Below are 24,812 nucleotides of genomic sequence, written 5' to 3'. Positions count from 1 at the left end.
CGACGTCGGTCGGCAGCCTCTCGTGCCGCCGTGGCGCCCTCTTCGTCAGGTGATTCCGTGCCCCAGCCCTCATCCGCCCTCCTCGCAGCCTTCGACCTCACCAAGTCCTACGGTGACCGCACCGTCCTCGCGGGGGTGAGCCTCGCCGTCGACCCCGGCCACCGGACCGGGCTGGTGGGTGAGAACGGCGTCGGCAAGTCGACGCTGCTGCGCCTGCTCGCCGGGGTCGAGGACCCCGACTCGGGGACGGTCACGCGGCCCCCGGACCTCGGCTACCTGCACCAGGAGTTCCCGTACGGCCCGACGACGACCGTCGGCCAGGTCGTCGAGGACGCCCTCGCGGGGGTCCGGGAGATCGAGCGCGAGCTCGAGGCGGCCGGGGCTGCCCTCGCGTCGCTGTCCGAGCCGGACCAGGACGTCGCCCGGTCCGCTTCCGACGACCGGCGCGCTGACGTCGACGCCCTCACCGCGGCCTACGACCTGGCCCTCGCGCGCGCCGAGCAGTCGGACGTGTGGGGGGCGGACGCTCGCGCGTCCCGGGCTCTCGCAGGCCTGGGCCTCGACGTGATCCACCGCGACCGCCTGGTCTCGCGGCTCTCGGGAGGGCAGCGCACCCGTCTGGGCCTCGCGGCTCTCCTCATCCGCCAGCCCGGCGCGCTCCTGCTCGACGAGCCGACCAACCACCTGGACGACGAGGCCGCCGAGTTCCTCGCGTCGGCCCTGCGCGCGCTGCCCGGCGCGGTGCTGCTCGCGAGCCACGACCGCGTGTTCCTCGACGAGGTCTGCACCGAGATCCTGGACCTCGACCCTTCGCAGGAGGCCAGCTCGGCGGGTCGCACGGGCGGCACCCTGTACGCGGGCAGCTATCGCGAGTACCTGCGGGCCAAGCGCGTCGAGCGCGCACGGTGGGAGCAGCAGTTCGCGGCCGAGCAGGACGAGCTCAAGGCGCTGCGCCGGTCGGTCGCCACCACGGCCCGCAACGTCTCGCACAACCGTGAGCGCGGCAACCAGTCGAAGCTGCTCTACGACGCCAAGGGGGAGCGCGTGCAGTCGCAGGTGTCGCGGCGCGTGCGCAACGCCCAGCAGCGTCTCGACACGCTCCAGGCCGAGCAGGTGCGCAAGCCTCCGGCGCCGTTGCGGTTCGCGCCGCCGCACCTCGTGCGCGAGCGTACGGCGAGCTCGTCCCCGGGACGCTCGGGCGGTCGGCGCGGCTCCCAGGGAGCGTCGAACGGGACCGACGGCCTGGCGCTGTGGGCGCGTGACGTCGTCGTGCAGGGAGGAGCGACCGAGCCGGGCTCCGCCTCGGACGGTCGTCCGCGCCTCGACCTGCGGGCGGCCGGCGTGCCGTCGATCGACCTCGCCCCGGGCGCCAAGCTGCTCGTCACCGGGGCCAACGGGTCCGGGAAGTCCACGCTGCTGCACGTGCTGGCGGGCGACCTCGCGCCGTCGTCGGGCACGGTGGGCCGCGCGCGGGGCGTCGAGGTCGCCCTGCTGGAGCAGGACGTCCGCCTGCACGACGACGCGCGCACCCCGCGCGACCTGCTCGCCCTCGTCACGGGGCAGGACCCCGCGGACCGCCCGCACGTCGACGCGCACGGCCTCGTCGCGCCCCGCGACCTGGACCGACCGCTGGCGTCGCTGAGCGTGGGCCAACGACGGCGGGTGGTCCTCGCGATGCTCGTGACGCAGGCGCCCGACGTGCTGCTGCTCGACGAACCGACCAACCACGTCTCGCTCACGCTCGCGGAGGAGCTCATGGCCGCGGTCGAGACGTGGCCAGGTGCCGTGGTCGTCGCGTCGCACGACCGGTGGCTGCGGCGGACATGGAAGGGCGACGTGGTGGACCTCGGCTCAGGGAGCTGACCGCGCCGGCGACGGTGACGCCTGGACCGGCACGAGGAGCTGCGCGCGGATCTCCCGCACGACCTCCTTCTGGACCTCGACGGGCGGTGACCCGTCGGGATGCAGGCCCAGCAGCGTCGCGAGCCGGAGCTGCGCCTCCTGGAGGTCGGCCAGCCGACGGCTCTCGGCCCGCCCGCCCGCGCGCCGGGCCGCCTTGCGCGCCGCGCGGCGTCCGTGGACGGAGCGCAGGGCCTCCCTCTCGCCGGGCGTCACGACGTCGTCGGGCTGGCCGGCGAGCGCCGCCTCGAACCAGCGGTGGTCGATGTGCCGCGCGTAGCGGACGACGAGCACGAACGCGAGGATCAGGACGACGTACTTGACGACGACCGACGCGAACGCACCGGCCTCCGACGACGGGAAGAAGATCTCGGGGGCGTTCCACGCGAAGTGCAGCACCCAGGCGAGCGCAGAGGCCGCGACCGCGACCGTGACGCGCCGCGCCGTGGAGACCTGGAACGCCACCAGGGCGTAGGCGATGCCGAAGCCCGCGATCGCGCTGAACATCGCGTGGCCGCCCAGACCGACGAGCACGCGGCTCAGGCCGACCTGGAGAGCGCCTACGGCGTCGGCGTTCGGGTCCATGATCGCGCCCTGCACGATGTAGCTGATGTTCTCGCTGACCTCGAAGCCCAGGCCGACCATCGCCCCGTAGACCAGGCCGTTGAGCGGGCGGGTCACGTGCGCGCGGCCCGCGTACAGGACCAGGACCACGCCGAGGAGCTTGACGAGCTCCTCGTCGGTCGGCCCGACGAGGGCTGCCGACCAGGAGGCCAGCCCGACGCGCTCGAGCGCGGAGATCAGGTGGTCGTTCGCGACCACGACGATCGTCGGGGCGGCCACGAATCCCCACGCGTAGGCCGCGAGGAGCATGCCGACGGGCTCGTCCTCGAACAGGTCGAGCCGCCGGACGACCGCCGTGAGGAGCAGCGTGACGAGGACCGCGAGCAGTACCCCGATCGCGAGCCCCTCGGGTGTGAGGAACGCGTCCTGGCGGGCGACCCGGAGCATCCCGACGCCGGTCACGACCAGGCAGACCCAGTAGAGCCAGGTCGCCCACTGGTAGTGGGGGAAGAGGGCGCGCCGTCGTCGCCCGGGCGCGCTCGTCGGAAGGACGACCGGGACGTTGCGCGGGGCGTGGTCGGTCATGAGATCGTCACGGCCTTCACCAGGTCCGCCACGGCCTCGGCCTGCGCCTGGAGGTCGGACGCCGTCCCGTACGCGAGGATCGACACCCCGCCCTGTGCGTGCTGCGCCGTGACCTTGACCGTGAGCGTGGCCGCCTCGGGACCGCTCGACCGGAAGACCCCTGAGACCTCGGCGGGGTCCCCGTCGGACACGATCTGCGCGTCGTACAGGGTCGTGCCCGTCGAGAGCTCGGCGAGCCGGGCTCGCCGCGTGAAGAAGACGTTCGGGTTCTCGACGCCCGAGACGACCTCGATCTGGACCTCGACGCCTCGGCGGTCGACCGTGAGGCTGGCACCCTCGAACGTCGACTCGCTCGCGTCCCCCGACGCGATGTCGGCCGTGGTGGACCACCCTGCCGGGAACCGGACCGTCGCGGTCGAGGCGCCGTCGGAGACGGTCACGACCCGCCCTGCGGCGATCTCGGTCTCGGTGGGCGGGGTGCCCTCGTCGACAGCTGTCGGGACGAGCCACAGGGCCACGAGGGCCAGCAGCACGACGGCCGTCGCGACCGAGCCCACACGGTCCATGCCGAAGCGTCCGCGACGCTCGGGCCGCAGCAGCGGGGGCGGTTCGGGTCGCATGGCTCTCCTCGGGCTCGTCCGGGTCGGGCGTCCCTCGATGCAAGCACCGGGGCGCGAGGTCCGCGACCCGGGACGGCGCGGACACCACGGGGAGGTGACGTGGACGACACGTGCTGATCGGCCCTTCGCGTGGTGAGTGTGGGCGGCGATGCCTAGGGTCGAGGGCATGAGCGAAGAGCGGGCACGCGCCGCGCTGGAAGCGTCCGGGATCGACTTCACGATCACCCGGCACGGACCCGTCGGTTCCCTCGAGGAAGCCGCCGAGGCGCGTGGGATCGACCCGGCCAACATCGTCAAGACGCTCGTGGTGCGCCGCGGCGACGAGGACTACCTGTTCGTCCTCGTCCCGGGCGACCGGACCATCTCGTGGCCCAGGCTGCGGACCCTCCTGGGCGTCTCGCGCCTGTCCATGCCGGACAAGGAGGTCGCGCGCGAGGTCACGGGGTACGAGCGAGGGACGATCACCCCGTTCGGCGCGACGACCGCCTGGCCCGTGGTCGCCGACTCCCGGGTCGTGGACCGCGACGGGGCGTCCCCGCTCGTGTCGATCGGCGCAGGCGCCTTCGGGGTCGCGGCGAGCGTCGACGGCGCGAGTCTTGCGAAGGCGTTGGGCGCGCAGGTCGCGGACGTGACCGAGCCGGTCTAACCTCTCAGAGTTTGACCTCCACGGATCCCGACAACGGGAACACCGTTCATTGCCCGATCGTTGACCAGGAGGACGGTCCGCGAGGCCACCCTCACCGACTGACGGAGCACGAGAAGAGCATGACCATCCCCAGTACGTACGACTCAGGCATCAGCTACGAGGCGACCCCCGAGGGGTCGCTCATCACCCTGTGGGGAGAGATCGACGCAGCGCTGAGGGACCGCGCGAGCGACGCCATGGCACAGGTGCTCACGCATCCCGGACCGGTGACGATCGACGTCGGACGCGTGACGTTCATCGACTCGTCCGGCATCGCCTTCATCCTCCAGGTCTACATGCTGGGCTCCGAGGACGGGCGCGCCGTGGTCCTGCAGGACCCGACGACCTCGCTCGAGGACCTGCTCGAGATGATCGGCATGGCCGGGACCATCCCCGTCGTGCGGACCGCGACCGCAGGGTCGTAGCCCGTCGGGTCCTCGCGGCTCGATCGGGGTGACGACGAGGTCGACCCGGGGGCCGAGGGGCTGGTGCACAGGGCTGTGGGTGGCGCCCGCTACCGTTCGGGGCATGCGCATCCTGCACACCTCGGACTGGCACCTCGGTCGCACGCTGCACGGCGTCGACCTGCTGGACCATCAGGCTGCGTACCTGGACCACCTCGTGGACGTCGTCCGCTCGGAGGGGGTCGGGGCGGTCCTCGTCGCGGGCGACGTGTACGACCGCGCGATCCCGCCCGTGGACGCCGTGAACCTCCTCTCGGACACGGTCGCACGGCTCGCCGAGCATGCGGACGTCGTGCTCACGCCGGGCAACCACGACTCGGCGATCCGGCTGGGTTTCGGGGCGTCGCTCATGCGGGCGGGCGTCCACTTCCGCACGCGCGTGCCCGACGTCGGCACGCCCGTCGTCCTGGACCCCGCCTCGCGCGGTGGCTCGGGCGGCCGCGTCGCGGTGTACGCGATGCCCTACCTCGACCCGGACGCCGTGAGGTGGGAGCTCGCGGACGGCTGCGGATGCGGTGGTGACGCGCGGGACCTGTCCGGGAGAGAGCACGAGCGCGCCCCGCTGCCGCGGTCGCACGAGGCCGTGACCGCAGCGGCCGTGCGGCGGGTCGCGGCGGACGTCGCGCGCCGCCGCGAGGGTGGCGGCGACCGGCTGCGGAACGTGGTCGTGGCTCACGCGTTCGTCGTCGGCGGACAGGCCTCGGAGTCGGAGCGGGACATCCGGGTGGGCGGCGTGGACTCGGTGCCCGCCGGGGTGTTCGGGGGAGCGGGCGTGGACTACGTGGCCCTGGGTCACCTGCACGGCCCGCAGACCGTCACGGTGCCCGGTGTTTCACGTGAAACCACAGGTCAGGGCGACGAGGTCGCGACCGTGGCCCGCTACTCCGGCTCGCCCCTCGCGTACTCGTTCTCGGAGATGCACCAGAAGAAGTCGACCGTCCTGCTGGACCTCGACGCGACCGGGGACGCCCGGACGCAGCTGCTCCCGGCACCGGTCCCGCGGCGTCTCGCGGAGGTCACCGGGACGCTCGACGAACTCCTCGGCGCGGCCGGCGACCCGCACACCGACGACTGGCTGCGCGTGTTCGTCACCGATCCCGCCCGGCCCACCGAGATGTACGCGCGCGTCCGCGCCCGGTTCCCGCACGCGCTCCAGGTCCAGCACCGCCCACCGGTGACCGCGGAGCGCGAGGTGATCTCCGTCGTCGGGCAGGGGAGCGACCCGCTCGAGGTGACCCACGAGTTCGTCCAGCACGTCACCGGGTCGGGCCCCGACCAGGCCGAGGGGGCCGCGCTGCGCACCGCGCTCGAACGCGCCCTCGCGAGCGAGCGGAGCGCCTGATGCACCTGCACTCCCTGACCCTCCAGGCGATCGGGCCGTTCGCCGGACGGCACGTCGTGGACTTCGCCCAGCTCGCGACCTCGGGCATCTTCCTGCTCGAAGGCCCCACGGGCGCGGGGAAGTCGACCATCATCGACGCCGTCGTCTTCGCGCTGTACGGCAAGGTCGCGTCCGAGGCCGCGAGCGATGACCGGCTCCGCTCGGCGTACGCCGCCCCCGACGTCGAGTCGTTCGTGGACCTCGTCTTCGAGACCGGGTCCGGGGTCTACCGCGTGCGACGCACCCCCGAGTTCCAGCGCGCCAAGAAGCGCGGCACGGGCACCACGACCCAGCAGGCCGGGGTGAAGCTCTGGCGGCTCGCCGGGGCGGACCAGGCCGCGGTGGTGCCGGGGGCCGCCGCCGACGACGTACCCGGCGAGCTGCTCTCGACGCGGCTCGACGAGGCCGGGCTGGAGATCCAGCGGGCCGTCGGGCTCGACCGCCGACAGTTCGTCCAGACCATCGTCCTGCCGCAGGGGGAGTTCGCGAACTTCCTCCGGGCGGACCCGGAGCACCGGCGCAGCCTGCTCCAGAAGGTCTTCGGCACCGAGATCTACGACCGCGTGCAGACCGAGCTCGCGGCCCTGAACCGCGAGGCGCAGGGCGCGGTGTCGGCCGCCAAGGGCATCGCGACGGGGGCCGTCGAGAACTTCGTCGGTGCCGCCGGGCTGACGAGCGAGGCCACAGCGACCCTGCGAGAGGCCGCGCGCGACGACGTCCGGCTCGCGGGGCCGCTCGACGCGGCCAAGGAGCCGGCGGTCGACGTCGACGGTGACCGTGACAGCGACGTCGACGGTGGCGAGGTCGGCGCTGTCGCAGAGGTCGCGGCCTTGCCGTCGGTCCGGACCCTCGTCCACCGGCACGTCGCCGCGATGCAGCGGACCGCCGACGAGCTCGGCGCGAGCGAGATCTCGGCCAACGGCGTGCTCGTCGCGGCCCGTGACGCCTTCGAGGCGGCGCGCTCGCTCAGCGCAGCCGTCGTGCGCCGCGACGCGCTGCTCGCCGAGCAGGCGGCGCTCGACGCCGCTGCGGACCAGGTGGCCGCCGACCGTGAGACTCTCGCCGCCGCGCAGCGGGCGGCCGTGGTGGAGCCCGTCCTCGCGGGTGCCCGCCACGCCGCGACGGAGCACGCTGCCGCGCTCGAGCGGCTCCTGCTCGCCCGCACCGGGGTGCCCGAGTCGCTGGCGTCGGCCGACGTCACGGCCCTCGACGTCCTGCGGTCGAGCCTCGCGGCCGCGAGCACGCGCCTCGTCCGGCTCCTGCCCGTGGGGGAGTCGCTGCCGCTCCGGGAGCGGGACCTGGTCGACGGCCGCAAGGAGATCGAGCGCGACCGCGAGGAGCGTGCACGGGTCCTCGCCGAGCTCGAGGCGCGCCCGGCCGAACGGGCCGAGCGGGAGGCGCGGCGCGACGAGCTCGCCGACGTCGCCGGACGCCTCGGCGAGCGGCAGGAGAAGGTGCTCGCGGCCGAGTCCGTGCTGCGGGCCGCGCGCCAGGCCGTCGAGACCGGCGCCGCCCTCGACGCCGCCCGAGCCGGTCAGGAGCAGGCGGTCGCCGCCGCACGGGCCGCGTCCGACGCCGAGCACGCACTGCGCACGGCCTGGCTCGGGGGGATCGCGGGCGAGCTCGCGGCAGGGCTGGAGCCCGGGGACGCGTGCCCTGTCTGCGGCGCGCACGAGCACCCCGCGCCCGCCCGGACGGGTGACGAGCACGTGGGCCGGGACGGTGTGGAGGCCGCCGAGGCCGCCCGTCGGGCCGCCGAGGAGATCGTCGCGGCGGCGTCCGCCGAGGTCGCGACCCTCGCCGAACGCCTCGACGGGTTCCTGCGGGCGGCCGGAGGCGTCGAGGTCGACCAGGCGCGGGCGGCGCTCGCCGCGGCCAAGGAGCTCGTGTCGGCGTCCTCTGCGGCCGCCACCGAACGGTCCGAGGTGTCCGCAGCCCTCTCGGCCTTCGACGCCGAGACCGGCGACCTGATCACCCTGGCCTCGACGCTCGCCGAGCGGATCGCGGGCGAGAGCGCGCGCCTCGACGCCCTGGCCGCCGGGATCGAGCAGGACCGCCGCGAGATCGCCGACGAGCTCGACGCGACCGGGCCGCTCCTCGCGGGCGCCGGCCTCCCGGACCCCTTGGCCGACGAGGGCGCGCCCGCCAACCCTGTCGCGGTGCTCGCGGCAGCCCTGCGGGACCGCGATCTCGCCGTGAGCGCCCTGCTCGACGCCGAGGCCGCGGTCGCCCGCACGTCGGCCACGGTCGAGGCCCGGGCGGCCGAGGTGGCGGCAGTCGTCGCCGAGGCCGGGTTCGACGACGAGCAGCAAGCCGTGGACGCGCTCCTGCCGGCCGAGAGCCGTCAGGAGCTCGACCGCAGGCTCCGCACGGTCGACGCGGACACCGAGCGCGTCCGGAGAGGGCTCTCCGAGGAGGTCGTCGCGTCCCTGCCCGCGGACGTGGAGGTCGATCTCGACGGCGCGCGTGACGCCGTCGGGCAGGCCGAGGCCGCCGAGCGGATGGCCGCCCTCCAGGCGAACGGTGCGTCCCGGCGCGCGACGGCGGCCGCGACCGCAGCAGCCGAGATCGGGTCGACCGTGTCGGCCTGGGTGCGCGCCCGTGAGGACGCCGCCCCCGTCGCACGCATGGCCGCGCTCGCCGCGGGGTCCGGCAGCGACAACGCCAAGGCGCTGTCCCTCGCGACGTTCGTGCTGGTCAGGCGGTTCGAGGACGTCGTCGCGGCCGCCAACGAGCGGCTCCGCGAGATGTCGGACGGGCGCTACGAGCTCGAACGGTCCGACGAGAAGGAGGACGTCCGCACCCGCCGGACCGGGCTCGCGATGAAGGTCCTCGACCACCGCACCGAGCAGGCGCGCGACCCCCGCACGCTCTCGGGCGGCGAGACCTTCTACGTGTCGCTGTGCCTCGCGCTCGGCATGGCCGACGTCGTGACCGCCGAGGCCGGAGGTGTCGACCTCGGGACGCTGTTCGTCGACGAGGGCTTCGGGACGCTCGACCCCGAGACCCTCGAAGCGGTGCTCGGTGAGCTCGGCAAGCTCCGTGCCGGTGGTCGCGTCGTCGGCGTCGTGTCGCACGTCGACGCGCTCAAGCAGGCCATCGCGGAACGTATCGAGGTGCGGCGGCTCGCGAACGGGTCGAGCACGCTCACCGTGCGGGCGTAGGTCGGTCGGCGAGGTCCCGTGCCCGCAGCAGCACCGCGTCGAGCATCTCGGGCGTCAGCCGACCCGTGAACGTGTTCTGCTGGCTCACGTGGAAGCACCCGAGCAGGGTCAGCGTGCGACCGTCGGGATGCGTGAGACGCACCTCGGCCCCGTGACCGAACCGCGGTCGCGGGCGCGGGACCGACCACCCCTGGTCGTCGAGCGTCGCGAGCAGCGCCTGCCACCCGAACGCGCCGAGCACCACCGCGACCCGCGGCCCGACGAGCTCGAGCTCGCGCCCCAGGTACGGCGCGCACGTCCGACGTTCGAGCGGGGTCGGCTTGTTCGCGGGCGGGGCGCAGCGGACCGGAGCCGTGACGCGGATCCCGGTCAGCACGAGCCCGTCGTCCGCGCTCACCGACGTGGGCTGGTTCGCGAACCCCGTGCGGAACATCGACGCGAACAGGAAGTCTCCCGAACGGTCGCCCGTGAACATGCGTCCCGTGCGGTTCGCGCCGTGCGCGGCAGGCGCCAGCCCGACCACGAGGACCGCGGCCCGCTCGTCGCCGAACCCGGGTACGGGCCGCGCCCAGTACGTCTCGTCACGGAACGAGGCCCGCTTCTCCGTCGCCACCCGTTCGCGCCACGCGACCAGTCGCGGGCAGGCCCTGCACTCGACGAGCACCTCGTCGAGCGCCCCGACGCTCCGGGCGGAACGGGCCTGGAGGGGGTACGTGGCGTTGTCGGGCCCGACGACGGCGCTCACCTCGCGCGGCACGTCACCTCCCGCGAACGTCGCCCCACCGCTGCTGTCACCCCTGCGGGACGATCTGCTGCAACGCCCAGGTGTTGCCGTCCGGGTCTGCGAAGTACGTGAACCGGCCCCACGGCAGGTCCTCGACAGGAGGGGCGTCGACGCCGTGGTCGAGGAGGTGCTGACGGGCCTCGTCGGCGTCCGGTACGACGACCTGCAGACCGCGCTGCGCACCCGACGGCATGTCGGTCATGTTGACGTCGAGCACGATCGAGCAGGCGGAACCCGGTGGGGTGAGCTGCACGAACCGCAGGTCGTCGTTGACGGGGATGTCGTGGTCGGCGTGGAACCCGACCTGGTCGACGTAGAACGCCTTGGCCCGGTCGATGTCCGACACGGGCACGGGGATGAGCTCGAGCTTCCAGTCCATGGTTCTCGCTCCTGCTGATCGGCTGGTGATCTGCACGGCCCGCCGGGGGGCGGGCACGTCTCCACCGTACGAAGAGAAGCGGCCACCCGCTGGCCGGGACTGTCCCGCGTCGCCGCCCCCTGGGTGCCACCTCCTCGGTGCCGAGCATGCGGTTGGCGTCGCGATCCGGGGGAGTTCGGACGCCCACCGCATGCTCGGCGGACGCCCACCGCATGTTCGACCGGCGTCGACCGGGCGCGGGGCGGCAGGCGGGGTCCGAGCAGGCGCGGCTCAGGCGCGGCGGGGTGCCGGGGTTGCGGTCGCCGACGCCTCGGCGGCCTCGACCACGGCCTCGGCCGCCGCGACGACCCCGAGCTCGGACGCGTCGGAGACCAGCACCGGCTCGTCGGCCGTCCCCTCGACCGGAGCTGCCCGCAGCGACCTCGTCAGGCTCAGCAGCAGCAGCCCCGCGACCGAGATGACGCCGAACATGACCGCGGCCATGGTGATCGTGACGTCCCCGCCGATGAGGCCCGTGAGGGGCGCGATGCCTGCGCCGACGCCGAACTGCATGGCCCCGAGCAGGGCCGCGGCGCTGCCGGCCCGGTGCGCGTTGCGCTCGAGGGCGACCGCAGGGACCGACGGCATGACGAACCCGGCGGTGCCGAGCGTCAGGACGATCAGGGCGACGATCACGGGCAGTCCCGCCCCGCTCAGGGTCGCGGCGAGCAACCCCGCGGAGAGGACCATCCCGACCGGCACGATCACGCGCAGGATCTGCTCGGGCGTCACGCGCCCGACGAGCGCGCCGTTGACCTGGCTGCCGATCGTCACCGACACCGCGCCCGCGCCGAAGATGATCGCGTACTGCTGGGCGCTCAGGCCGAACTGCTCCTGGAACACGAACGTCGACGCCGAGATGTAGGTGAACATGGCGGCCATGTAGAACCCGCCGAGCAGCGCGAGGCCGAAGAACGACCAGTCGCGCACGAGCGACCCGTACGAGCGCAGCGCCGCCGACGTGCCGCCCGTCCGCCGCATCGCCGGGGGCAGCGACTCCTTGAGGCGCAGCGCGGCGAGGACGAGCAGCAGCACGCCGAAGACCGCGAGGGCCACGAACATCAGGCGCCACGAGCCCATCCGCAGGAACTGGGCGCCGATCGTCGGGGCAAGGATCGGCGCGACGCCCACGACCAGCATGAGGCGCGCGATGACCTTGCCGACCAGGAAACCCTCGAAGTTGTCGCGCACGATCGCCATCGACAGGACCATGCCGGCTGCGGCCGTGAGGCCCTGGACGAACCGCAGCACGGTCAGCATCTCGATCGACTGGACGAACACGATCCCGACCGAGGCCAGCACGTAGATCGAGAGCGCGGACAGCAGCGGCAGGCGCCGCCCGACCGCGTCGGAGAGCGAGCCGATGAGGAGCTGGCCCAGCGCGAGGCCCGCGAGGGTCGCGGTGAGCGTGAGCTGGATGCGGGACTCGGTCGTGCCGAGCTCCGTGACGATCTGCGGGAAGGCCGAGAGGTACAGGTCGATCGTGAGCGGGCCGATCGCCGTGAGCGCCGACAGGAGCAGCACGAAGCCGACGGTGATCCGGGTGGCGCGCGTGGGCGCGGCCGCTGACGGCGCTGGTGGTGGGGTGGCCATGACTGCGCCAACCCCGACCACCAGACCGTTGTTCCCGGACGGCGTACGGCATCCGAGGGGTGAGACGGGTCAGCCCTGGGCGCGCTCGTCGCGCCAGGCGACCCACTGCTTCACGAGCGACAGGTCGTAGTCGGGTCCGCTGACCCCGACGGTCAGGAGCGTCGCGCCGAGGCCCACGAGCTCCTCGCCCACCTCGGCGGGCGGACGGTTGACCGCGACCGACCGCTCGACGAGCGAGGCCGTGTCCCTCCCGACGGCGGCGCCGTGCTCGTCGAGGATCGCGCTCTTGCGGGCGAGCGTCGCGGCGTCACCGAACGAGTGCCAGGCCGTGGCGTGCTCGGCCACGATGCGCAGCGTCTTGCGCTCGCCACCTCCCCCGACGAGGATCGGGATCTCGCGCGTGGGCGCCGGGTTGGACGCGGCCCAGCGGGCCTTGATGCGGGGCAGCGCGTCCGCGAGGTCGGCGATGCGCGAGCCCGCGGTGCCGAACTCGTAGCCGAACTGGTCGTAGTCCTTCTCGAACCAGCCCGCGCCGATCCCGAGGATCAGGCGGCCACCGGAGATGTGGTCGACCGTGCGGGCCATGTCGGCGAGGAGCTCGGGGTTGCGGTAGCTGTTGCACGTGACGAGCGCCCCGATCTCGACGCGGCTCGTCTGCTCGGCCCACGCGCCGAGCATGGTCCAGCACTCGAAGTGCTTGCCGTCGGGGTCGCCCGTGAGCGGGAAGAAGTGGTCCCAGTTGAAGATCACGTCGACCCCGGCGTCCTCGGCGCGGGCGACCGCGTCGCGGATCTGGGGGTAGTCGGCATGCTGTGGCTGGAGCTGGACACCGATGCGTACGGGACGAGTCATGGGCCTCAGCCTAGACATGCCTGGTGCCGAGCCGGCGAGGTCTTTCCTCGCATCGTGGCCAACTCCGCAGGTCACAGATGCGCAACGGCCGGGCGATGTCCAGAATCGGCACCTACTGTGGGCGGATGAAGCGATGGTGGTGGGTGGTCGGCGGGCTCGTCGTCCTGGTGCTCGTGCTCGTGGTGGTCGACCGTGTCACGGTGCGCATCGCCGAGGGGACCGCGGTGCGGTCCATGGAGCAGGGTGACGTCGAGCTCACCGATGCGAACCTCGACATCCTGGGCTTCCCGTTCCTGACCCAGGTCGCCGGCGGCGAGCTGGACCACGTGACGGGGTCGGCGGCCACGGCCACGTTCGGCGGGTACACCGTGACCGACCTGGACCTCGACGCGCGCGGTGTCTCGACGAGCGACCCCTACGTCGTCCGGTCGGGGACCGCGACGGGGCTCCTCGCGCCGTCGTCGCTCGACGCGGTCGTGAGCGAGGCGGTCGGCGAGCCGGTCACGTTCAGCACCGAGGGGGACCTGCTCGTCGCGAGCATGGACGTCCTGGGGGTGCCGCTGTCGGCGCGGCTCACGCCGCGCGTCGACGGCAACACGATCGCGGTCGACGTCTCCGCGCTGACCCTGGGCCCCGCGACCATCACGATCTCGGACCTCCCGGCACCGATCGCGAAGCTCGTGACGAACCTGACGGTCCCGCTCGACCTTCCGCAGGGCGTCAGCCTCACGTCGGTCGGGGTGAGCGACGGGGCGATCCGGGTCGAGCTGTCCGGGAAGGACGTCGCGCTCGCGGACCTCGCGGTGTCGTGAGGTGAGCGGCTCGGGGGCGCTCGGGTCGCCTGACGCGGAGGCGGTCGTCGCGACGCGCCTCGTCGCGCACTCCCTGCGGGGCGACGGGCTCGCGAGCGTGCGCGCCGTCGTCGGGCACCTGGGGGCCGTCCAGTCGCAGGAGTTCCACCCGTCGCTATGGGGGCTCGCGCAGCGCACCGTGGGGACGCCCTCGGCGGCTTCCGTGCGCGACGACTTCTCCGCGGGAGCGTTCCTGCGCACGCACGTCCTGCGCCCCACGTGGCACCACGTCCTGCCCGACGACGCCCGCTGGCTCCTGCGGCTCACCGCGCCCCGGGTGCATCGCCTCAACCGGCCGTACTACCCGGACCTGGGCGGCCCGGCGCACGACGCGGCCGCGACCGACGTGCTCGCCGAGGCCGTCGCGGGAGGGAACCACCGCACGCGGGCCGAGCTCGCGGCGCTCCTCGCGGACCGTGGCCTGCCGTCGAGCGGGCTCGCGTTCACGTACATCGTGATGCGGGCCGAGCTCGACGGGGTCCTCGTCAGCGGCGCGCTTCGCGGCAAGCAGCAGACGTACGCGGCGTTCGACGAGCGCGTGCCCGCGGGCTACGGGCCTCTCGGCGCGACGTACGACGACGACGCCGCGCTCGTCGAGCTGCTGCGGCGGTACCTGCGCAGCCGGGGGCTCGCGACCGTCAAGGACTTCGCGGGCTGGTCGGGCCTCACGCTGACGCGGGCGCGCGAGGGGCTGGCGCTGCTGGGTGCGGCCGTCGAGCAGGTCGCAGGCGTGGGCGATGCCGAGGGCCTGTCGTTCTGGCGGCTCGTCGACGGCCAGCCACCCGCCGAGCAGGGCGGCACCGAGCGCGCTGTACAGGTGGACCTGCTCCAGGGGTACGACGAGTACTTCGTGTCGTACAAGGACAGCCGCGACCTGGCCCGCGACCCGCTCTCGGCCGAGGCCCCGGCCGTGCTCCCGCTGCGCCTTCCCGGCACGGAGGTGTCGCCGTTCCTGCACGTGATCGCCGTGGACGCCCGCGTGGTCGGGCGGTGGCGGCACGTCCTGACCGCGAAGACCCTGCGCCTCGACACCCAGCTCTTCCGGCCGCTGACCCGGGCCGAGCAGCAGGGCTTCGACGCCCAGGCGGAGCGGCTCGCAGCCCACTGGGGCGTGGCGTACGAGGCGTCCTGACACGGCGCCGGACCCGGCGCCGGACCCGAGGTGGGCCAGGCGGCTCGACCGAGCCACCCGACCCACCCACCCACCTCGGGTGCGACCCCTACGCGTACGCGCCCGCCTGGAGGCCGAACAGCTCCGCGTACAGGTCGCCGCGCGCCATGAGGGCCGCGTGGTCGCCGTGCTCCCTGACCTTCCCGGCGTCGAGCACCACGATCTGGTCCGCGTCCCGCACGGTCGAGAACCGGTGCGACACAAAGCATGTGATCGCACCCCCGGCCCGTCCGGCCTCGTCGGCCGTCGCGACGAACCGCTCGAACAGCGCGTGCTCGGCCGCGGCGTCGAGCGCAGCGGCGGGCTCGTCGAGGACGAGCAGCAGCGGCTCACGGCGCAGGAGCGTGCGCCCGAGACCGAGCGTCTGCCACTGACCGCCCGAGAGCCCGACACCGTTCCCGTACCCGTGCCCCAGGAGCTGGTCGAGCCCGGCCGCCTGCTTCTCGACGATGCCGCGACCGCGCGCCCGGTCGAGCGCGGCCCACAGGTCCTCGTCGACGTCGAGCGACGCGAGCCGCCCCACGCCCACGTTCTCGCGGATCGTGAGCTCGAACCGCGCGAAGTCCTGGAACAGGGTCGCGGTGCGCGCCTGCCACTCGGCGTCGTCGAGGTCGCGCAGGTCGACGCCGTCGACGAGGATCCGCCCCGACGTCGGCCGGTACAGCCCGCACAGCAGCTTGACGAGAGTGCTCTTGCCCGCGCCGTTGTCGCCCACGACCGCGAGGGTCGACCCCGCGGGCACGTCGAGGCTCACGCCGTCGAGGATGACGCGGTCCGTGTCGGGGTAGGTGAAGGTCACGTCCTCGAAGCGCACGCCGCGCGTGAGCCGCGCGGGCACGCCCCGCGGGTCCACGGGCTCACCCGCGGGCGCGGTGACGGTGCCCGACGACGCGGTCGCCACGTCCTCGCCGACCGGGGTGCCGGACGCACCCGGGTGCGCGGCGCCGTCGGGCACCGGTTGGCCGGGTGCCGCGGGAGAGGCGGAAGAGGCGGGACGCGCGACCGACGCGCGCAGCTCCTCGACGTGCGACACCGTGCGCCCGACCCCCTGCAGGGTGCCGAGCAGCGCGAGCGCGCCCGAGACCTGGACGCTCACCTGGACCGCGAGCGTGATGACCAGGACGACCTGGCCCACGTTCGCCGATCCCGTGACGGCCTGGCGCACGACCAGGAACACCGCGACGCCGTACGCGCACGCGAACCACGCCTGCCCGGCCGCGCGCAGCAGGGCGCTGCGGCGGTGCGCCGACCACACACGGGCCGTCGTCGCCGACCACGCCGCACGCTGGCGCGCGACGACCGGGGCCTGTGCGCCGAACAGGCGCACCTCCTTGGCCGAGCTGCCCGTGGTCGCGAGCGAGACGAGGTGCGTCGAGAGCTGGACCTCGTGCGCGGACGCGTCGCGGGCGGAGTCGAGCACCTTCTGTGCCCGGTTGTTGAGGAGCACGGGCGGCAGCGCGGCGAGCGGCAGCAGCAGCAGCCACGGCTCGACCATCGCCAGGATGACGGTCGTGATCGTGACCTGGAGCAGCAGCCCGCTGAGCTGGAGCGTCGCCTCGAGCGCGGACCGCACGCGCTGCAGCCCCTCGGTGACGAGGGTCAGGAGCTCGGCGAACCGCGGCCGGTCGAACTGGTCGATCTGCGGGTTGCCGTGCGCGAGCCCCGCGACCTCGTCGGTCAGCTCGAGCTGCTGCAGATCCGCGAGCTCGAAGTAGTACAGGTGCGCGAAGTGGCCCATCATGAGCTCGAAGATCAGCAGGACCGCGACGCACACGCCCAGGCTGATCGCGAGGCCCGTCTGCTGGTCGAGGGCGGCGTTCGTCAGGGCGCCGAGCGCGACGCCGACGAGCGGCCCGGCGAGGTAGCCGATCGTCATGAGGATCGCCGCCGTGAGCAGGCGGCGCCTGTCCGTGCGGTAGCCCAGGACGAGGAAGAAGCGTGCGGCTCTGAGCATGGTCCTCACGATGCGGTCTCCGTCTCTGCGGTGGGGCGGGTGGGGTCGTCGGCCTCGGCCGACGCGGTCGCGCCCACGGACGCGGTGTCGCGGAAGCGTTGTGCCTGGAGCTCGAACAGGTCGGCGTAGCGGCCGCCGAGCGCGACGAGCTCGACGTGGTCGCCGCACTCGACGACGCGGCCGTGCTCGATCACCGCGATCCGGTCCGCGTGGCGGACGGTCGAGAAGCGGTGCGAGATGACGACGCTCGTGATGTTCTCCGTGGTCGCGAGGAAGCGGTCGAAGAACTCCGCCTCGGCACGCACGTCGAGCTGCGCCGTCGGCTCGTCGAGGACCAGGACGGACGAGCCGCCCTGGATCGCGAGGAGCGCCCGGGCGAGCGCGACCCGCTGCCACTGCCCGCCCGACAGGTCGCGCCCGCCGGGGTAGCGGCGCGAGAGCGTGGTGTCGAGCCCCTCGGGCAGTCCGCTCAGGGCGTCGAGCGCCCCGGCCTTGCTGGCCGCGGCCGTGATGGCGTCACGGTCGTCGAGCAGCGAGGGCGCACCCAGGCCGATGTTCTCCGCGGCCGAGAGCTCGTAGCGCACGTAGTCCTGGAAGATCAGCGCGAGCTGCCGCTGCCAGTCCTGCGTGTCGAGGTCGCGCAGGTCGACGCCGTCGACCAGGATCCGGCCCTCGACCGGCTCGTAGAGCCCGGCGAGGAGCTTGACGAGCGTCGTCTTGCCCGCGCCGTTGAGCCCCACGATCGCCGTGGACCGCCCGGCGCCGAGCTCGAGGTCGAGGCCGTCGAGCACCCACGGGGTGTCGTCGGTGTAGCGGAAGCGCACGCCCTCGAAGCGGATGCCTCGCTCGGGGCGCCGCGCCGCGACGCGAGCCGTCGGACGCGCCGGACGGGCCGAGGCGATCTGCTGCTCGAACGTCCGCAGCGCGTGGAACGAGTGCAGGCCGAACTGGGTCTGCACGTCGGCCTCGGGGAAGTACACCCCGAACCGCATGGGGATCAGCACGGCCTGGAGCGCGACGCCGAGCTGGAACAGGTTCAGCCTGCCGGACGCGGCGGCGTCGGCCAGGAGCGCGAGGACGACCGCGCCACCCACGAGGCCCACGCACGAGAGCCCGATGATGGGCCAGAACTGGAGCTTGCGGCTCCCCGCCCAGGCGGGCTCGTACGCGGCCATGGTGTCGGCGCGCAGGCGAGCCCGCACCCAGGGGAGCAGACCCAGCAGACGGATCTCCTTGGCCGCACGCGCCCCCGTGGCGAGGTCCCGCAGGTAGAAGACCTTGCGACGCGAGCCCGACAGCGCGTCCCACATGTCGGCGAACTTCCCGAGGGTCCCGCGCACCCCGAACCGCATCGAGAGCCCGGTCGCCAGGATCACGACCCCCGCGAGGGGGGAGATGACGACGCCCACCAGCACGATCGCGCCGAGCAGCTGGACGTAGCGCGACAGGAGCGACAGCAGCGCGGCGGCCGCGTCCCCCGGTGGGCGCGCCTCGCGGGCGAAGGCCGCGCGGGCGTCGGCCAGCAGGTCGAGGGCCTCGGGGCTCTCGAGCGCGTTCAGCGGCGCGTCGTGCAGTGCGGCGCTCATGAGCCGGTCGATGCAGTGCTCGTCGACGCGGCGCGCGATGACCTCGGTGACGCCCGCCTGGAAGGGCGCGAGGACCTGCTGGACCACGAACACGCCGACCGCGAGGGCGAGCGTCGTCCAGAGCTCGGACCAGCCGGGGGTGCCGGGCGGGTGGCCCGTCCCGGCCGTGCTCTCGGCGACGAGCGGCACGAGGTACAGGACGTAGCCGATGAGGACGATGAACGCGAGCGGCAGCAGCCCCAGGAGCACGTTGAGCAGCGCGGCCGCGGCGACGAGCGGCTTGCCGGCCTGGGGCAGGAGCTGCGCGAGGTCGGTCCAGCGCGAGGCGCGGGCGGCGAGCGTGGCCTTGAGCGCGCTCGTGCGGGGCAGTCGCGCCGCACCGTCGGGGGCGTGCGCGGGTGGGTCGTCGGTCATCGGTACCTCCGGTGGGTGGGACGGGTCGGTCTGCGGGTGCGCCTGCCTGCGAGGCCGCGCGGCCCGACGGCGTCGCTCACGTCCGGGGACGGGTACGCCGACGGGTGGGTCGGGTGCTGGTGGGGGTGTGCTGCCGCGGCCGGGCGGGTCGCGCGGCTGCGCGGGTCCCAGGGACTCCGCACGGCGGTGGGCGTGCGGAGGCTGCGGGGGCGGACGGTGCGGGCCCGGGACGGCGCTGGTCGGCTCCGAGGAGCCTGCCGAGCGAACGTCCCGCGCCGCGTCATCCGGTGGTGACCTGGCGGGGTGTGCAGGGGGAGGGGCGCCAGCGCGGGCACGTGGGTGTGCGTGTCATGGGCGGCTCCCCTCCGGTCGCGTGCGGCTGCCGTCGGTGGCGGCCGTCTGTCGGTGCGCGCCGACAGTAGCGCAGGTGGTTGGTGAGGGTCGCTTCCTTTTCGCAGGGTGGTCGGCGAGCGGGCGAGCAAGGTGCCGAACCGAAACCCGTCCGTGACGCGAGCGAGACGTATCACCCCTAGAGTGACGCGCCACGACGTACCCACCGATCGGAGCTCTCATGCGCAAGATGCCACTCCTCGTCGCGGTCACGGCCGCGGCGACCCTGGCCCTCACGGCCTGCACGGACGCCTCGCAGCCTGCCGACTCCTCGTCCGCCGGGGCCTCGGGGGAGACGGCCACGGTGGCCCCCTTCGACCTCACGTCGGTGCAGAAGGACGACGCCGCGGCGGCGCTGCTGCCGGCCGAGATCGCGAGCGCGGGCAAGCTCGTGGTCGCGTCGAACACCGAGTACGCGCCCGCGGAGTTCATCGCGGCGGACGGGTCGACGCCCGTCGGGTACGACATCGACATCATCTCGGCCGTCGGCGCGGTCCTGGGGCTCGAGGTCGTCGTCGAGTCGGCGGACTTCCCGGGCATCATCCCGGCGCTGGGCACCAAGTACGACGTCGGGATCTCGTCGTTCACGATCACGGCCGAGCGCATGGCCGAGGCCAACATGATCAGCTACTTCAACGCGGGCGAGGCGTTCTCGGTGCAGAAGGGCAACCCGAAGAAGGTCGACCCGTCGAACATCTGCGGGCTGACGGTCGCGGTCCAGACGGGCACGGTCGAGGACGAGGGGGCCGACGAGATCAGCACGACCTGCGAGGAGGACGGTGAGCAGCCGCTCCAGATCCTGCGCTACGACAACCAGGCCGACGCGACGGTCAACCTCGTCGGCGGCAAGGCCGACATCATGTACGCGGACTCGCCGATCGTGTCGTACGCGGTCGAGCAGACCAAGGGAGAGATCGAGCAGATCGGGGAGGTCTTCGACTCGGCGCCCCAGGGCATCGTGACCGCGAAGGCGGACACCGCGCTCGCGGCCGCGATCCAGGCGGCGCTCACGGTCCTCATGGAGGACGGCACGTTCAGCGACATCCTGGCCTCGTGGGGCAACGAGGACGGGGCTCTCGACGAGGCCGTGGTCAACCCGCCGGTCTCCTGACGCTGCCGGTGGTGCCGGGCCCGACCTCGGGTCCGGCACCACGAGGCGCCCCCCGTTTTGCCAGTCCGGGCGCCCGCGCGGGAAACTGGGAGGGCAACGGTGCGGCGCCGCTCCGTGCTGCCCGCGTTGCGCGGCGTGTGACCCACCCCCCTGAGGTCGGCGCCGGAGATCACCACCACGAAACGAGAGACCCCCCATGCGCAGGCTGCCCGTCCTCACCGCCCTCACCGCCATCGCCGCGACGCTCGCGCTCACGGCGTGCACCGACGCCTCCTCGGGCTCTGGTTCCTCGCCCACCGAGGGCGGCTCGTCCGCCGAGGCGTTCGACCCGTCGACCATCGCCAAGGACGACGCGATCGCGGCGATGCTCCCGGCCGACGTCGCCGAGGCAGGCACCCTGACGGTCGGCACCAACGCGACGTACGCCCCGGCCGAGTTCATCGGCGACGACGGCAAGACCATCGTCGGGTACGACGTCGACCTCGCCAAGGCGATCGGCGCCGTGCTGGGTCTCGACGTCGAGGTCACCAACGCCGACTTCTCCTCGATCATCCCGGCGATCGGCTCCAAGTACGACATCGGCGTCTCGGGCTTCACGATCACCCCGGAGCGCACTGCCGAGGTCAACATGGTCAGCTACTTCCGTGCGGGCGAGGCGTTCGCCGTGGCCAAGGGCAACCCGAAGGACGTCGACCCGTCCGACGTGTGCGGCCTGAGCATCGCGGTCCAGACGGGCACGGTCGAGGACGACGCGCTCGACGGGCTGATGGCGGACTGCGAGGCCGCGGGCAAGGCGGACATCACGCCGCTGCGCTACGCGAGCCAGGCCGACGTCACGACGAACCTGGTCGGCGGCAAGGCCGACGTCATGTACGCGGACTCGCAGGTCGTCGCGTACGCCGTGACGCAGACCGGTGGCCAGATCGAGCAGCTCGGCGACATCTTCGCCGACTCGCTGCACGGCATCGCGATCGCCAAGGACGACACCGCGCTCGCGCAGGCCGTGCAGGCCGCGGTGCAGAAGCTCATGGACGACAGCGACTACACGACCATCCTCGACACCTGGGGCAACACCTCCGGTGCGGTGACCACGGCCGAGCTCAACCCCGTGGTCTCCTGAGCCGATCCCCTGACAGAACAGAGGTAGCCATGGCCCAGCCGCCCAGCACCCCGACGCCCGACGGTCCCCCGAGCGGTGGTTCCGCGAGCCGCGGCACGGCGACCGCGCCTGTCGACCGGATACCGGACCGCATCCGTGCGGTCCCGGTGCCCCGGCCGGGGCGCTGGGCGGCGGCCGTGGTCCTCCTGGTCCTCGCGGCCATGGCCGTGCACGGCCTGGTCACGAACGAGAAGTTCCGGTGGGACGTCGTCTGGCTCTACCTGCGTGACGTGCAGATCATGCGCGGCGTCGGGTGGACGCTGATCCTGACGTTCTCCTCGATGGCCATCGCGGTCGTCCTCGCGGTGATCCTCGCGGTCATGCGGCGTTCGGACAACCCGGTCATGCGCGCGACGAGCTGGTTCTACATCTGGTTCTTCCGCGGCACCCCGATCTACACGCAGCTCGTGTTCTGGGGCCTCATCTCGGTGCTCTACCCCAAGCTGAGCCTGGGGGTCCCGTTCGGGCCCGAGTGGTTCGTCTTCGACACCGCGGACCTCTTCACCGCGGCCCGCGCCGCGATCCTGGGCCTGGCGCTCAACGAGGCCGCGTACCTCGCGGAGATCGTGCGCGCCGGTCTCGGGTCGGTGGACCCGGGGCAGGCCGAGGCCGCGAAGGCCCTGGGCATGAAGGACGGCAAGATCCTGCGGCGCATCATCCTGCCGCAGGCCATGCGCGTGATCGTCCCGCCGACGGGCAACGAGACGATCTCGATGCTCAAGACCACGTCGCTGGTCCTCGCGGTGCCGTTCAGCCTGGACCTGACGTTCGCGTCCAACGCGATCGCGAACCGCATCTTCCTCCCGATCCCGCTGCTCATGGTCGCGGCGATCTGGTACCTGCTGATCACGAGCATCCTCATGGTCGGCCAGCACTTCATCGAGCAGTACTACGGGCGCGGGTTCGGCACGTCGACGGGCACGAGCCGTCGTCGCAAGCCGGGCAGGGGCCCGAAGAAGCCGAGCAAGCAGGAGGCGATAGCGGCGTCGGGCACGACCGCGAACGCCGACCCCTTCCTGGAGGTGACCCCGTGACCGCGGACGCACTCAGCCCCGCCCCCGGCCCGGCTGCGGGCTCCGCCTCCGGCCCGACGGCGTCGCCCGCCGACGCGTCCGTCGCGCCCATGGTGGAGATCGTCGGGGTGCACAAGGCCTTCGGCGACGTCCACGTCCTCAAGGGCGTGGACCTCGAGGTGCCGCGCGGCTCGGTGTGCGTCGTCCTGGGCCCGTCGGGCTCGGGCAAGTCCACGCTGCTGCGCTGCATCAACGAGCTCGAGGACCTCACGGCGGGACGCATCTACGTCGACGGCGACCTGATCGGCTACCGCGAGGTCGAGAACAACGGCAAGAAGCGGCTGCACCGTCTGCACCCCAAGGTCATCGCCGAGCAGCGCTCGCGCATCGGCATGGTGTTCCAGCGCTTCAACCTGTTCCCGCACATGACGGCGCTCCAGAACGTCATGGAGGCGCCGGTCCAGGTCCGCGGGCTGTCGCGGGCGCAGGCCCGCGCGCGGGCCGTGGAGCTGCTCGAACGGGTCGGCCTCGCGGACCGCATGGACCACTACCCGGCCCAGCTCTCGGGCGGCCAGCAGCAGCGCGTCGCGATCGCGCGGGCGCTCGCGATGGACCCCGAGCTCATGCTGTTCGACGAGCCGACGTCGGCGCTCGACCCCGAGCTCGTGGGCGAGGTGCTCGCGGTCATGCGCGACCTCGCCGAGAGCGGCATGACGATGATCGTCGTGACCCACGAGATCGGCTTCGCGCGCGAGGTCGGCGACCACGTGGTGTTCATGGACGACGGCGTGATCGTCGAGCAGGGCGACCCCCGCGAGGTGCTCACGAACCCGCGCGAGGAGCGCACCCGGGAGTTCCTGGCGCACGTGCTGTAGAGGTCTGCCCAGCACGACTCGCGGCCCCTGGATCGAGAGATCCGGGGGCCGTCGTCGTCCCGGCGCGCGCCCGCCCCGGGCGGCTGCCCCCCTCGGCGTCAGCGCTCGCAGGCGACCCCGTTGCCGTCCCAGTCGAGCGCCGGGTTGAAGCCGTCGTCGCCCTGCTTGAGCGGGGCCTTGCCGTCACGCTTCACGGCGTCGCACGTCAGGTAGATGCCGTTGACCTTCCCGCTCTGCCAGCCGCCGTCGTCGTTCCCCGCGTCGGCCTCCTTCTCCGCGATCGTGGCCTCGCGCTCGTCGAGCGCGATCTTGCGCGCCTCGAGCTCGGTCTCGAGGGCCGAGACCGCGGCCTCCCGGGCGGCGACCGCCTCGGTCGAGGCCGTGATGCCCGCGAGCTGGGTGTCCAGGTCGGCGCGCTCGGTGTCGAGCTTGGCCCGTTCGGCCGCCATCTGCTCGGTCGTCTGCGCTGCGGCGGCGGTGGCGTCGCCGGCCTCCGACTGCGCCTTGAGCGTCACGCCCAGCCCGAGGATGAGCCCGACGGCGACCCCTCCGACACCGACGCCCAGAGGCAGGAGCCAGCGCATGTACGAGCGCTCCTCCCGGGGCTCGTCGTCGCCCGAGAAGATCGCGAGCGGCCCGTGCGCGGACGCGGTCGGCTCGGCCGGGGCGGCGGGGAGGGGGGCGGCTGGACCCGCGGCGTGCCCGGCGTGACCAGCCGCCCCGGCACCGCCGACGACCGGCAGGATCATGGTCGAGGACGGCGACTCGGTCGGGGCTCCGCTCGCGCCGCCGACGTCGCGCAGCGAGCGACGCGTCGGCCCGGACGGCGGGCTCGACGGTGACGGCGCGGAGGGGGACGCAGCCCCGTACCCCGGCGTCACGGGGACGATCGCGGTCGGGAAGTGGAGCGGGATCCCGCCGCCCGGGGTCTGTCGCGACCACGCCTCGGCACCGGCCGTGGGCGGGGCGGGCGGGGGCGTCGGTGCGGCCTCGACCCAGAAGACCCAGCCTGCGGGAGCGGCCGGCCAGGCGGGATCCGGGTGCCACTCCGACGAAGGGGAGAAACCGGGAGGTACCAACCAGCCGGGCGGCGGGTTGAAATGTACGGCCATGGGAGCTCTCCTTCGACGGTTCCTGCGCGCTCACTATGCTGCAGGACGGCCCGTCGATGCCAATTCCCGGGTGTCCTGGGTGCGTCCCGGGGCCCGGCACGGTCGGCGACTGGCCGGGAGGCGCCTCGTGGTCGTCGGCGGAGACCAGGATGTGGGCGGCGCCCGGT

At 73.4% G+C, this 24,812-nt stretch carries 20 protein-coding genes; 11 read left to right on the top strand and 9 right to left on the bottom strand.

Annotation, left to right across the window (positions count from 1 at the left end):
- Nucleotides 1-57 precede the first annotated feature (57 nt).
- The gene (locus H9640_RS07070) at nucleotides 58-1,863 is read left to right on the top strand and encodes an ABC-F family ATP-binding cassette domain-containing protein (RefSeq protein ID WP_191789998.1); all 1,806 of its coding nucleotides are present in this window, start codon (nucleotides 58-60) and stop codon (nucleotides 1,861-1,863) included.
- Here the strand turns inward: H9640_RS07070 and H9640_RS07065 are convergent.
- Entirely contained in the window at nucleotides 1,852-3,048 is a 1,197-nt protein-coding gene (locus H9640_RS07065) for a PrsW family intramembrane metalloprotease (RefSeq protein WP_191789997.1), read from the bottom strand. The genes H9640_RS07070 and H9640_RS07065 overlap by 12 nt on opposite strands.
- Nucleotides 3,045-3,668, bottom strand: a complete 624-nt coding sequence (locus H9640_RS07060; protein WP_191789996.1) for a hypothetical protein — start codon at nucleotides 3,666-3,668, stop codon at nucleotides 3,045-3,047. Before H9640_RS07060 ends, H9640_RS07065 begins: the two co-directional genes overlap by 4 nt.
- Nucleotides 3,669-3,834: 166 nt before the next feature.
- Between H9640_RS07060 and H9640_RS07055 the strand changes: the two genes are divergently transcribed.
- The 4 genes from H9640_RS07055 to H9640_RS07040 all read left to right on the top strand — a co-directional run bounded on the left by H9640_RS07055 (nucleotide 3,835) and on the right by H9640_RS07040 (nucleotide 9,362).
- Nucleotides 3,835-4,314, top strand: a complete 480-nt coding sequence (locus H9640_RS07055) for an aminoacyl-tRNA deacylase (protein WP_191789995.1) — start codon at nucleotides 3,835-3,837, stop codon at nucleotides 4,312-4,314.
- 119 nt (nucleotides 4,315-4,433) lie between these two features.
- Entirely contained in the window at nucleotides 4,434-4,778 is a 345-nt protein-coding gene (locus H9640_RS07050) for an STAS domain-containing protein (protein WP_191789994.1), read from the top strand.
- A gap of 103 nt (nucleotides 4,779-4,881) precedes the next feature.
- Entirely contained in the window at nucleotides 4,882-6,159 is a 1,278-nt protein-coding gene (locus tag H9640_RS07045; protein ID WP_191789993.1) for an exonuclease SbcCD subunit D, read from the top strand.
- Nucleotides 6,159-9,362, top strand: coding sequence for an AAA family ATPase (locus H9640_RS07040; RefSeq protein WP_191789992.1), 3,204 nt, complete (start codon nucleotides 6,159-6,161; stop codon nucleotides 9,360-9,362). Before H9640_RS07045 ends, H9640_RS07040 begins: the two co-directional genes overlap by 1 nt.
- Here the strand turns inward: H9640_RS07040 and H9640_RS07035 are convergent.
- The 4 genes from H9640_RS07035 to H9640_RS07020 all read right to left on the bottom strand — a co-directional run bounded on the left by H9640_RS07035 (nucleotide 9,346) and on the right by H9640_RS07020 (nucleotide 13,009).
- Nucleotides 9,346-10,119 (bottom strand): uracil-DNA glycosylase, encoded by a 774-nt coding sequence (locus H9640_RS07035; RefSeq protein ID WP_318243686.1) that lies wholly within the window; start codon nucleotides 10,117-10,119, stop codon nucleotides 9,346-9,348. The two genes, H9640_RS07040 and H9640_RS07035, sit on opposite strands and share 17 nt — an antisense overlap.
- A gap of 34 nt (nucleotides 10,120-10,153) precedes the next feature.
- A complete protein-coding gene (locus H9640_RS07030; protein ID WP_191789991.1) occupies nucleotides 10,154-10,525 on the bottom strand; it encodes a VOC family protein in 372 nt (123 codons plus the stop codon).
- Nucleotides 10,526-10,795: 270 nt separating this feature from the next.
- A complete protein-coding gene (locus tag H9640_RS07025; protein WP_191789990.1) occupies nucleotides 10,796-12,157 on the bottom strand; it encodes a multidrug effflux MFS transporter in 1,362 nt (453 codons plus the stop codon).
- A 69-nt stretch (nucleotides 12,158-12,226) separates the two neighbouring features.
- Nucleotides 12,227-13,009 carry an LLM class F420-dependent oxidoreductase gene (locus H9640_RS07020; RefSeq protein ID WP_191789989.1) on the bottom strand — a complete coding sequence of 261 codons (783 nt, stop codon included), beginning with the start codon at nucleotides 13,007-13,009 and terminating at the stop codon, nucleotides 12,227-12,229.
- Between the two features lie 125 nt (nucleotides 13,010-13,134).
- On the opposite strand from H9640_RS07020, the gene H9640_RS07015 reads away from it, so the two are divergent.
- Nucleotides 13,135-13,821, top strand: coding sequence for an LmeA family phospholipid-binding protein (locus H9640_RS07015; RefSeq protein WP_191789988.1), 687 nt, complete (start codon nucleotides 13,135-13,137; stop codon nucleotides 13,819-13,821).
- Nucleotide 13,822: 1 nt separating this feature from the next.
- A complete protein-coding gene (locus tag H9640_RS07010; protein WP_191789987.1) occupies nucleotides 13,823-14,992 on the top strand; it encodes a winged helix DNA-binding domain-containing protein in 1,170 nt (389 codons plus the stop codon).
- Nucleotides 14,993-15,080: 88 nt separating this feature from the next.
- On the opposite strand, the gene H9640_RS07005 is transcribed toward H9640_RS07010, so the two are convergent.
- The gene (locus H9640_RS07005) at nucleotides 15,081-16,985 is read right to left on the bottom strand and encodes an ABC transporter ATP-binding protein (protein WP_191789986.1); all 1,905 of its coding nucleotides are present in this window, start codon (nucleotides 16,983-16,985) and stop codon (nucleotides 15,081-15,083) included.
- 5 nt (nucleotides 16,986-16,990) lie between these two features.
- Nucleotides 16,991-18,985 carry an ABC transporter ATP-binding protein gene (locus tag H9640_RS07000; RefSeq protein ID WP_191789985.1) on the bottom strand — a complete coding sequence of 665 codons (1,995 nt, stop codon included), beginning with the start codon at nucleotides 18,983-18,985 and terminating at the stop codon, nucleotides 16,991-16,993.
- A gap of 571 nt (nucleotides 18,986-19,556) precedes the next feature.
- Between H9640_RS07000 and H9640_RS06995 the strand changes: the two genes are divergently transcribed.
- From H9640_RS06995 to H9640_RS06980, 4 genes are all read left to right on the top strand, one after another.
- Complete coding sequence (locus H9640_RS06995) at nucleotides 19,557-20,486, top strand: ABC transporter substrate-binding protein (RefSeq protein ID WP_191789984.1); 930 nt, start codon at nucleotides 19,557-19,559, stop codon at nucleotides 20,484-20,486.
- A 196-nt stretch (nucleotides 20,487-20,682) separates the two neighbouring features.
- Nucleotides 20,683-21,606: an ABC transporter substrate-binding protein gene (locus H9640_RS06990; RefSeq protein ID WP_191789983.1), complete on the top strand. Its 924-nt coding sequence runs from the start codon at nucleotides 20,683-20,685 to the stop codon at nucleotides 21,604-21,606.
- Nucleotides 21,607-21,635: 29 nt separating this feature from the next.
- Entirely contained in the window at nucleotides 21,636-22,679 is a 1,044-nt protein-coding gene (locus H9640_RS06985) for an amino acid ABC transporter permease (protein WP_191789982.1), read from the top strand.
- A gap of 89 nt (nucleotides 22,680-22,768) precedes the next feature.
- Nucleotides 22,769-23,533: an amino acid ABC transporter ATP-binding protein gene (locus tag H9640_RS06980; RefSeq protein ID WP_191790054.1), complete on the top strand. Its 765-nt coding sequence runs from the start codon at nucleotides 22,769-22,771 to the stop codon at nucleotides 23,531-23,533.
- A gap of 98 nt (nucleotides 23,534-23,631) precedes the next feature.
- Here H9640_RS06980 and H9640_RS06975 read toward each other — a convergent pair whose 3' ends face one another.
- Nucleotides 23,632-24,645 (bottom strand): excalibur calcium-binding domain-containing protein, encoded by a 1,014-nt coding sequence (locus H9640_RS06975; RefSeq protein WP_191789981.1) that lies wholly within the window; start codon nucleotides 24,643-24,645, stop codon nucleotides 23,632-23,634.
- Nucleotides 24,646-24,812 lie beyond the last annotated feature (167 nt).

Origin of the sequence: Oerskovia gallyi (assembly GCF_014836745.1) — a bacterium.
Taxonomy (GTDB): domain Bacteria; phylum Actinomycetota; class Actinomycetes; order Actinomycetales; family Cellulomonadaceae; genus Oerskovia; species Oerskovia paurometabola.
This window is presented reverse-complemented; position numbering and strand designations above follow the sequence as displayed.

Excerpts from the sequence above, each read along its gene's own strand:
- H9640_RS07015 (WP_191789988.1), top strand. The coding sequence starts at position 13,135 with ATGAAGCGATGGTGGTGGGTGGTCGGCGGGCTCGTCGTCCTGGTGCTC.
- H9640_RS07000 (WP_191789985.1), bottom strand. The coding sequence starts at position 18,985 with ATGACCGACGACCCACCCGCGCACGCCCCCGACGGTGCGGCGCGACTG.
- H9640_RS06995 (WP_191789984.1), top strand. The coding sequence starts at position 19,557 with ATGCGCAAGATGCCACTCCTCGTCGCGGTCACGGCCGCGGCGACCCTG.
- H9640_RS07045 (WP_191789993.1), top strand. The coding sequence starts at position 4,882 with ATGCGCATCCTGCACACCTCGGACTGGCACCTCGGTCGCACGCTGCAC.
- H9640_RS07050 (WP_191789994.1), top strand. The coding sequence starts at position 4,434 with ATGACCATCCCCAGTACGTACGACTCAGGCATCAGCTACGAGGCGACC.
- H9640_RS06985 (WP_191789982.1), top strand. The coding sequence starts at position 21,636 with ATGGCCCAGCCGCCCAGCACCCCGACGCCCGACGGTCCCCCGAGCGGT.
- H9640_RS07005 (WP_191789986.1), bottom strand. The coding sequence starts at position 16,985 with ATGCTCAGAGCCGCACGCTTCTTCCTCGTCCTGGGCTACCGCACGGAC.
- H9640_RS06975 (WP_191789981.1), bottom strand. The coding sequence starts at position 24,645 with ATGGCCGTACATTTCAACCCGCCGCCCGGCTGGTTGGTACCTCCCGGT.
- H9640_RS07055 (WP_191789995.1), top strand. The coding sequence starts at position 3,835 with ATGAGCGAAGAGCGGGCACGCGCCGCGCTGGAAGCGTCCGGGATCGAC.
- H9640_RS07030 (WP_191789991.1), bottom strand. The coding sequence starts at position 10,525 with ATGGACTGGAAGCTCGAGCTCATCCCCGTGCCCGTGTCGGACATCGAC.
- H9640_RS06980 (WP_191790054.1), top strand. The coding sequence starts at position 22,769 with ATGGTGGAGATCGTCGGGGTGCACAAGGCCTTCGGCGACGTCCACGTC.
- H9640_RS07020 (WP_191789989.1), bottom strand. The coding sequence starts at position 13,009 with ATGACTCGTCCCGTACGCATCGGTGTCCAGCTCCAGCCACAGCATGCC.
- H9640_RS07040 (WP_191789992.1), top strand. The coding sequence starts at position 6,159 with ATGCACCTGCACTCCCTGACCCTCCAGGCGATCGGGCCGTTCGCCGGA.
- H9640_RS07060 (WP_191789996.1), bottom strand. The coding sequence starts at position 3,668 with ATGCGACCCGAACCGCCCCCGCTGCTGCGGCCCGAGCGTCGCGGACGC.
- H9640_RS06990 (WP_191789983.1), top strand. The coding sequence starts at position 20,683 with ATGCGCAGGCTGCCCGTCCTCACCGCCCTCACCGCCATCGCCGCGACG.
- H9640_RS07065 (WP_191789997.1), bottom strand. The coding sequence starts at position 3,048 with ATGACCGACCACGCCCCGCGCAACGTCCCGGTCGTCCTTCCGACGAGC.
- H9640_RS07025 (WP_191789990.1), bottom strand. The coding sequence starts at position 12,157 with ATGGCCACCCCACCACCAGCGCCGTCAGCGGCCGCGCCCACGCGCGCC.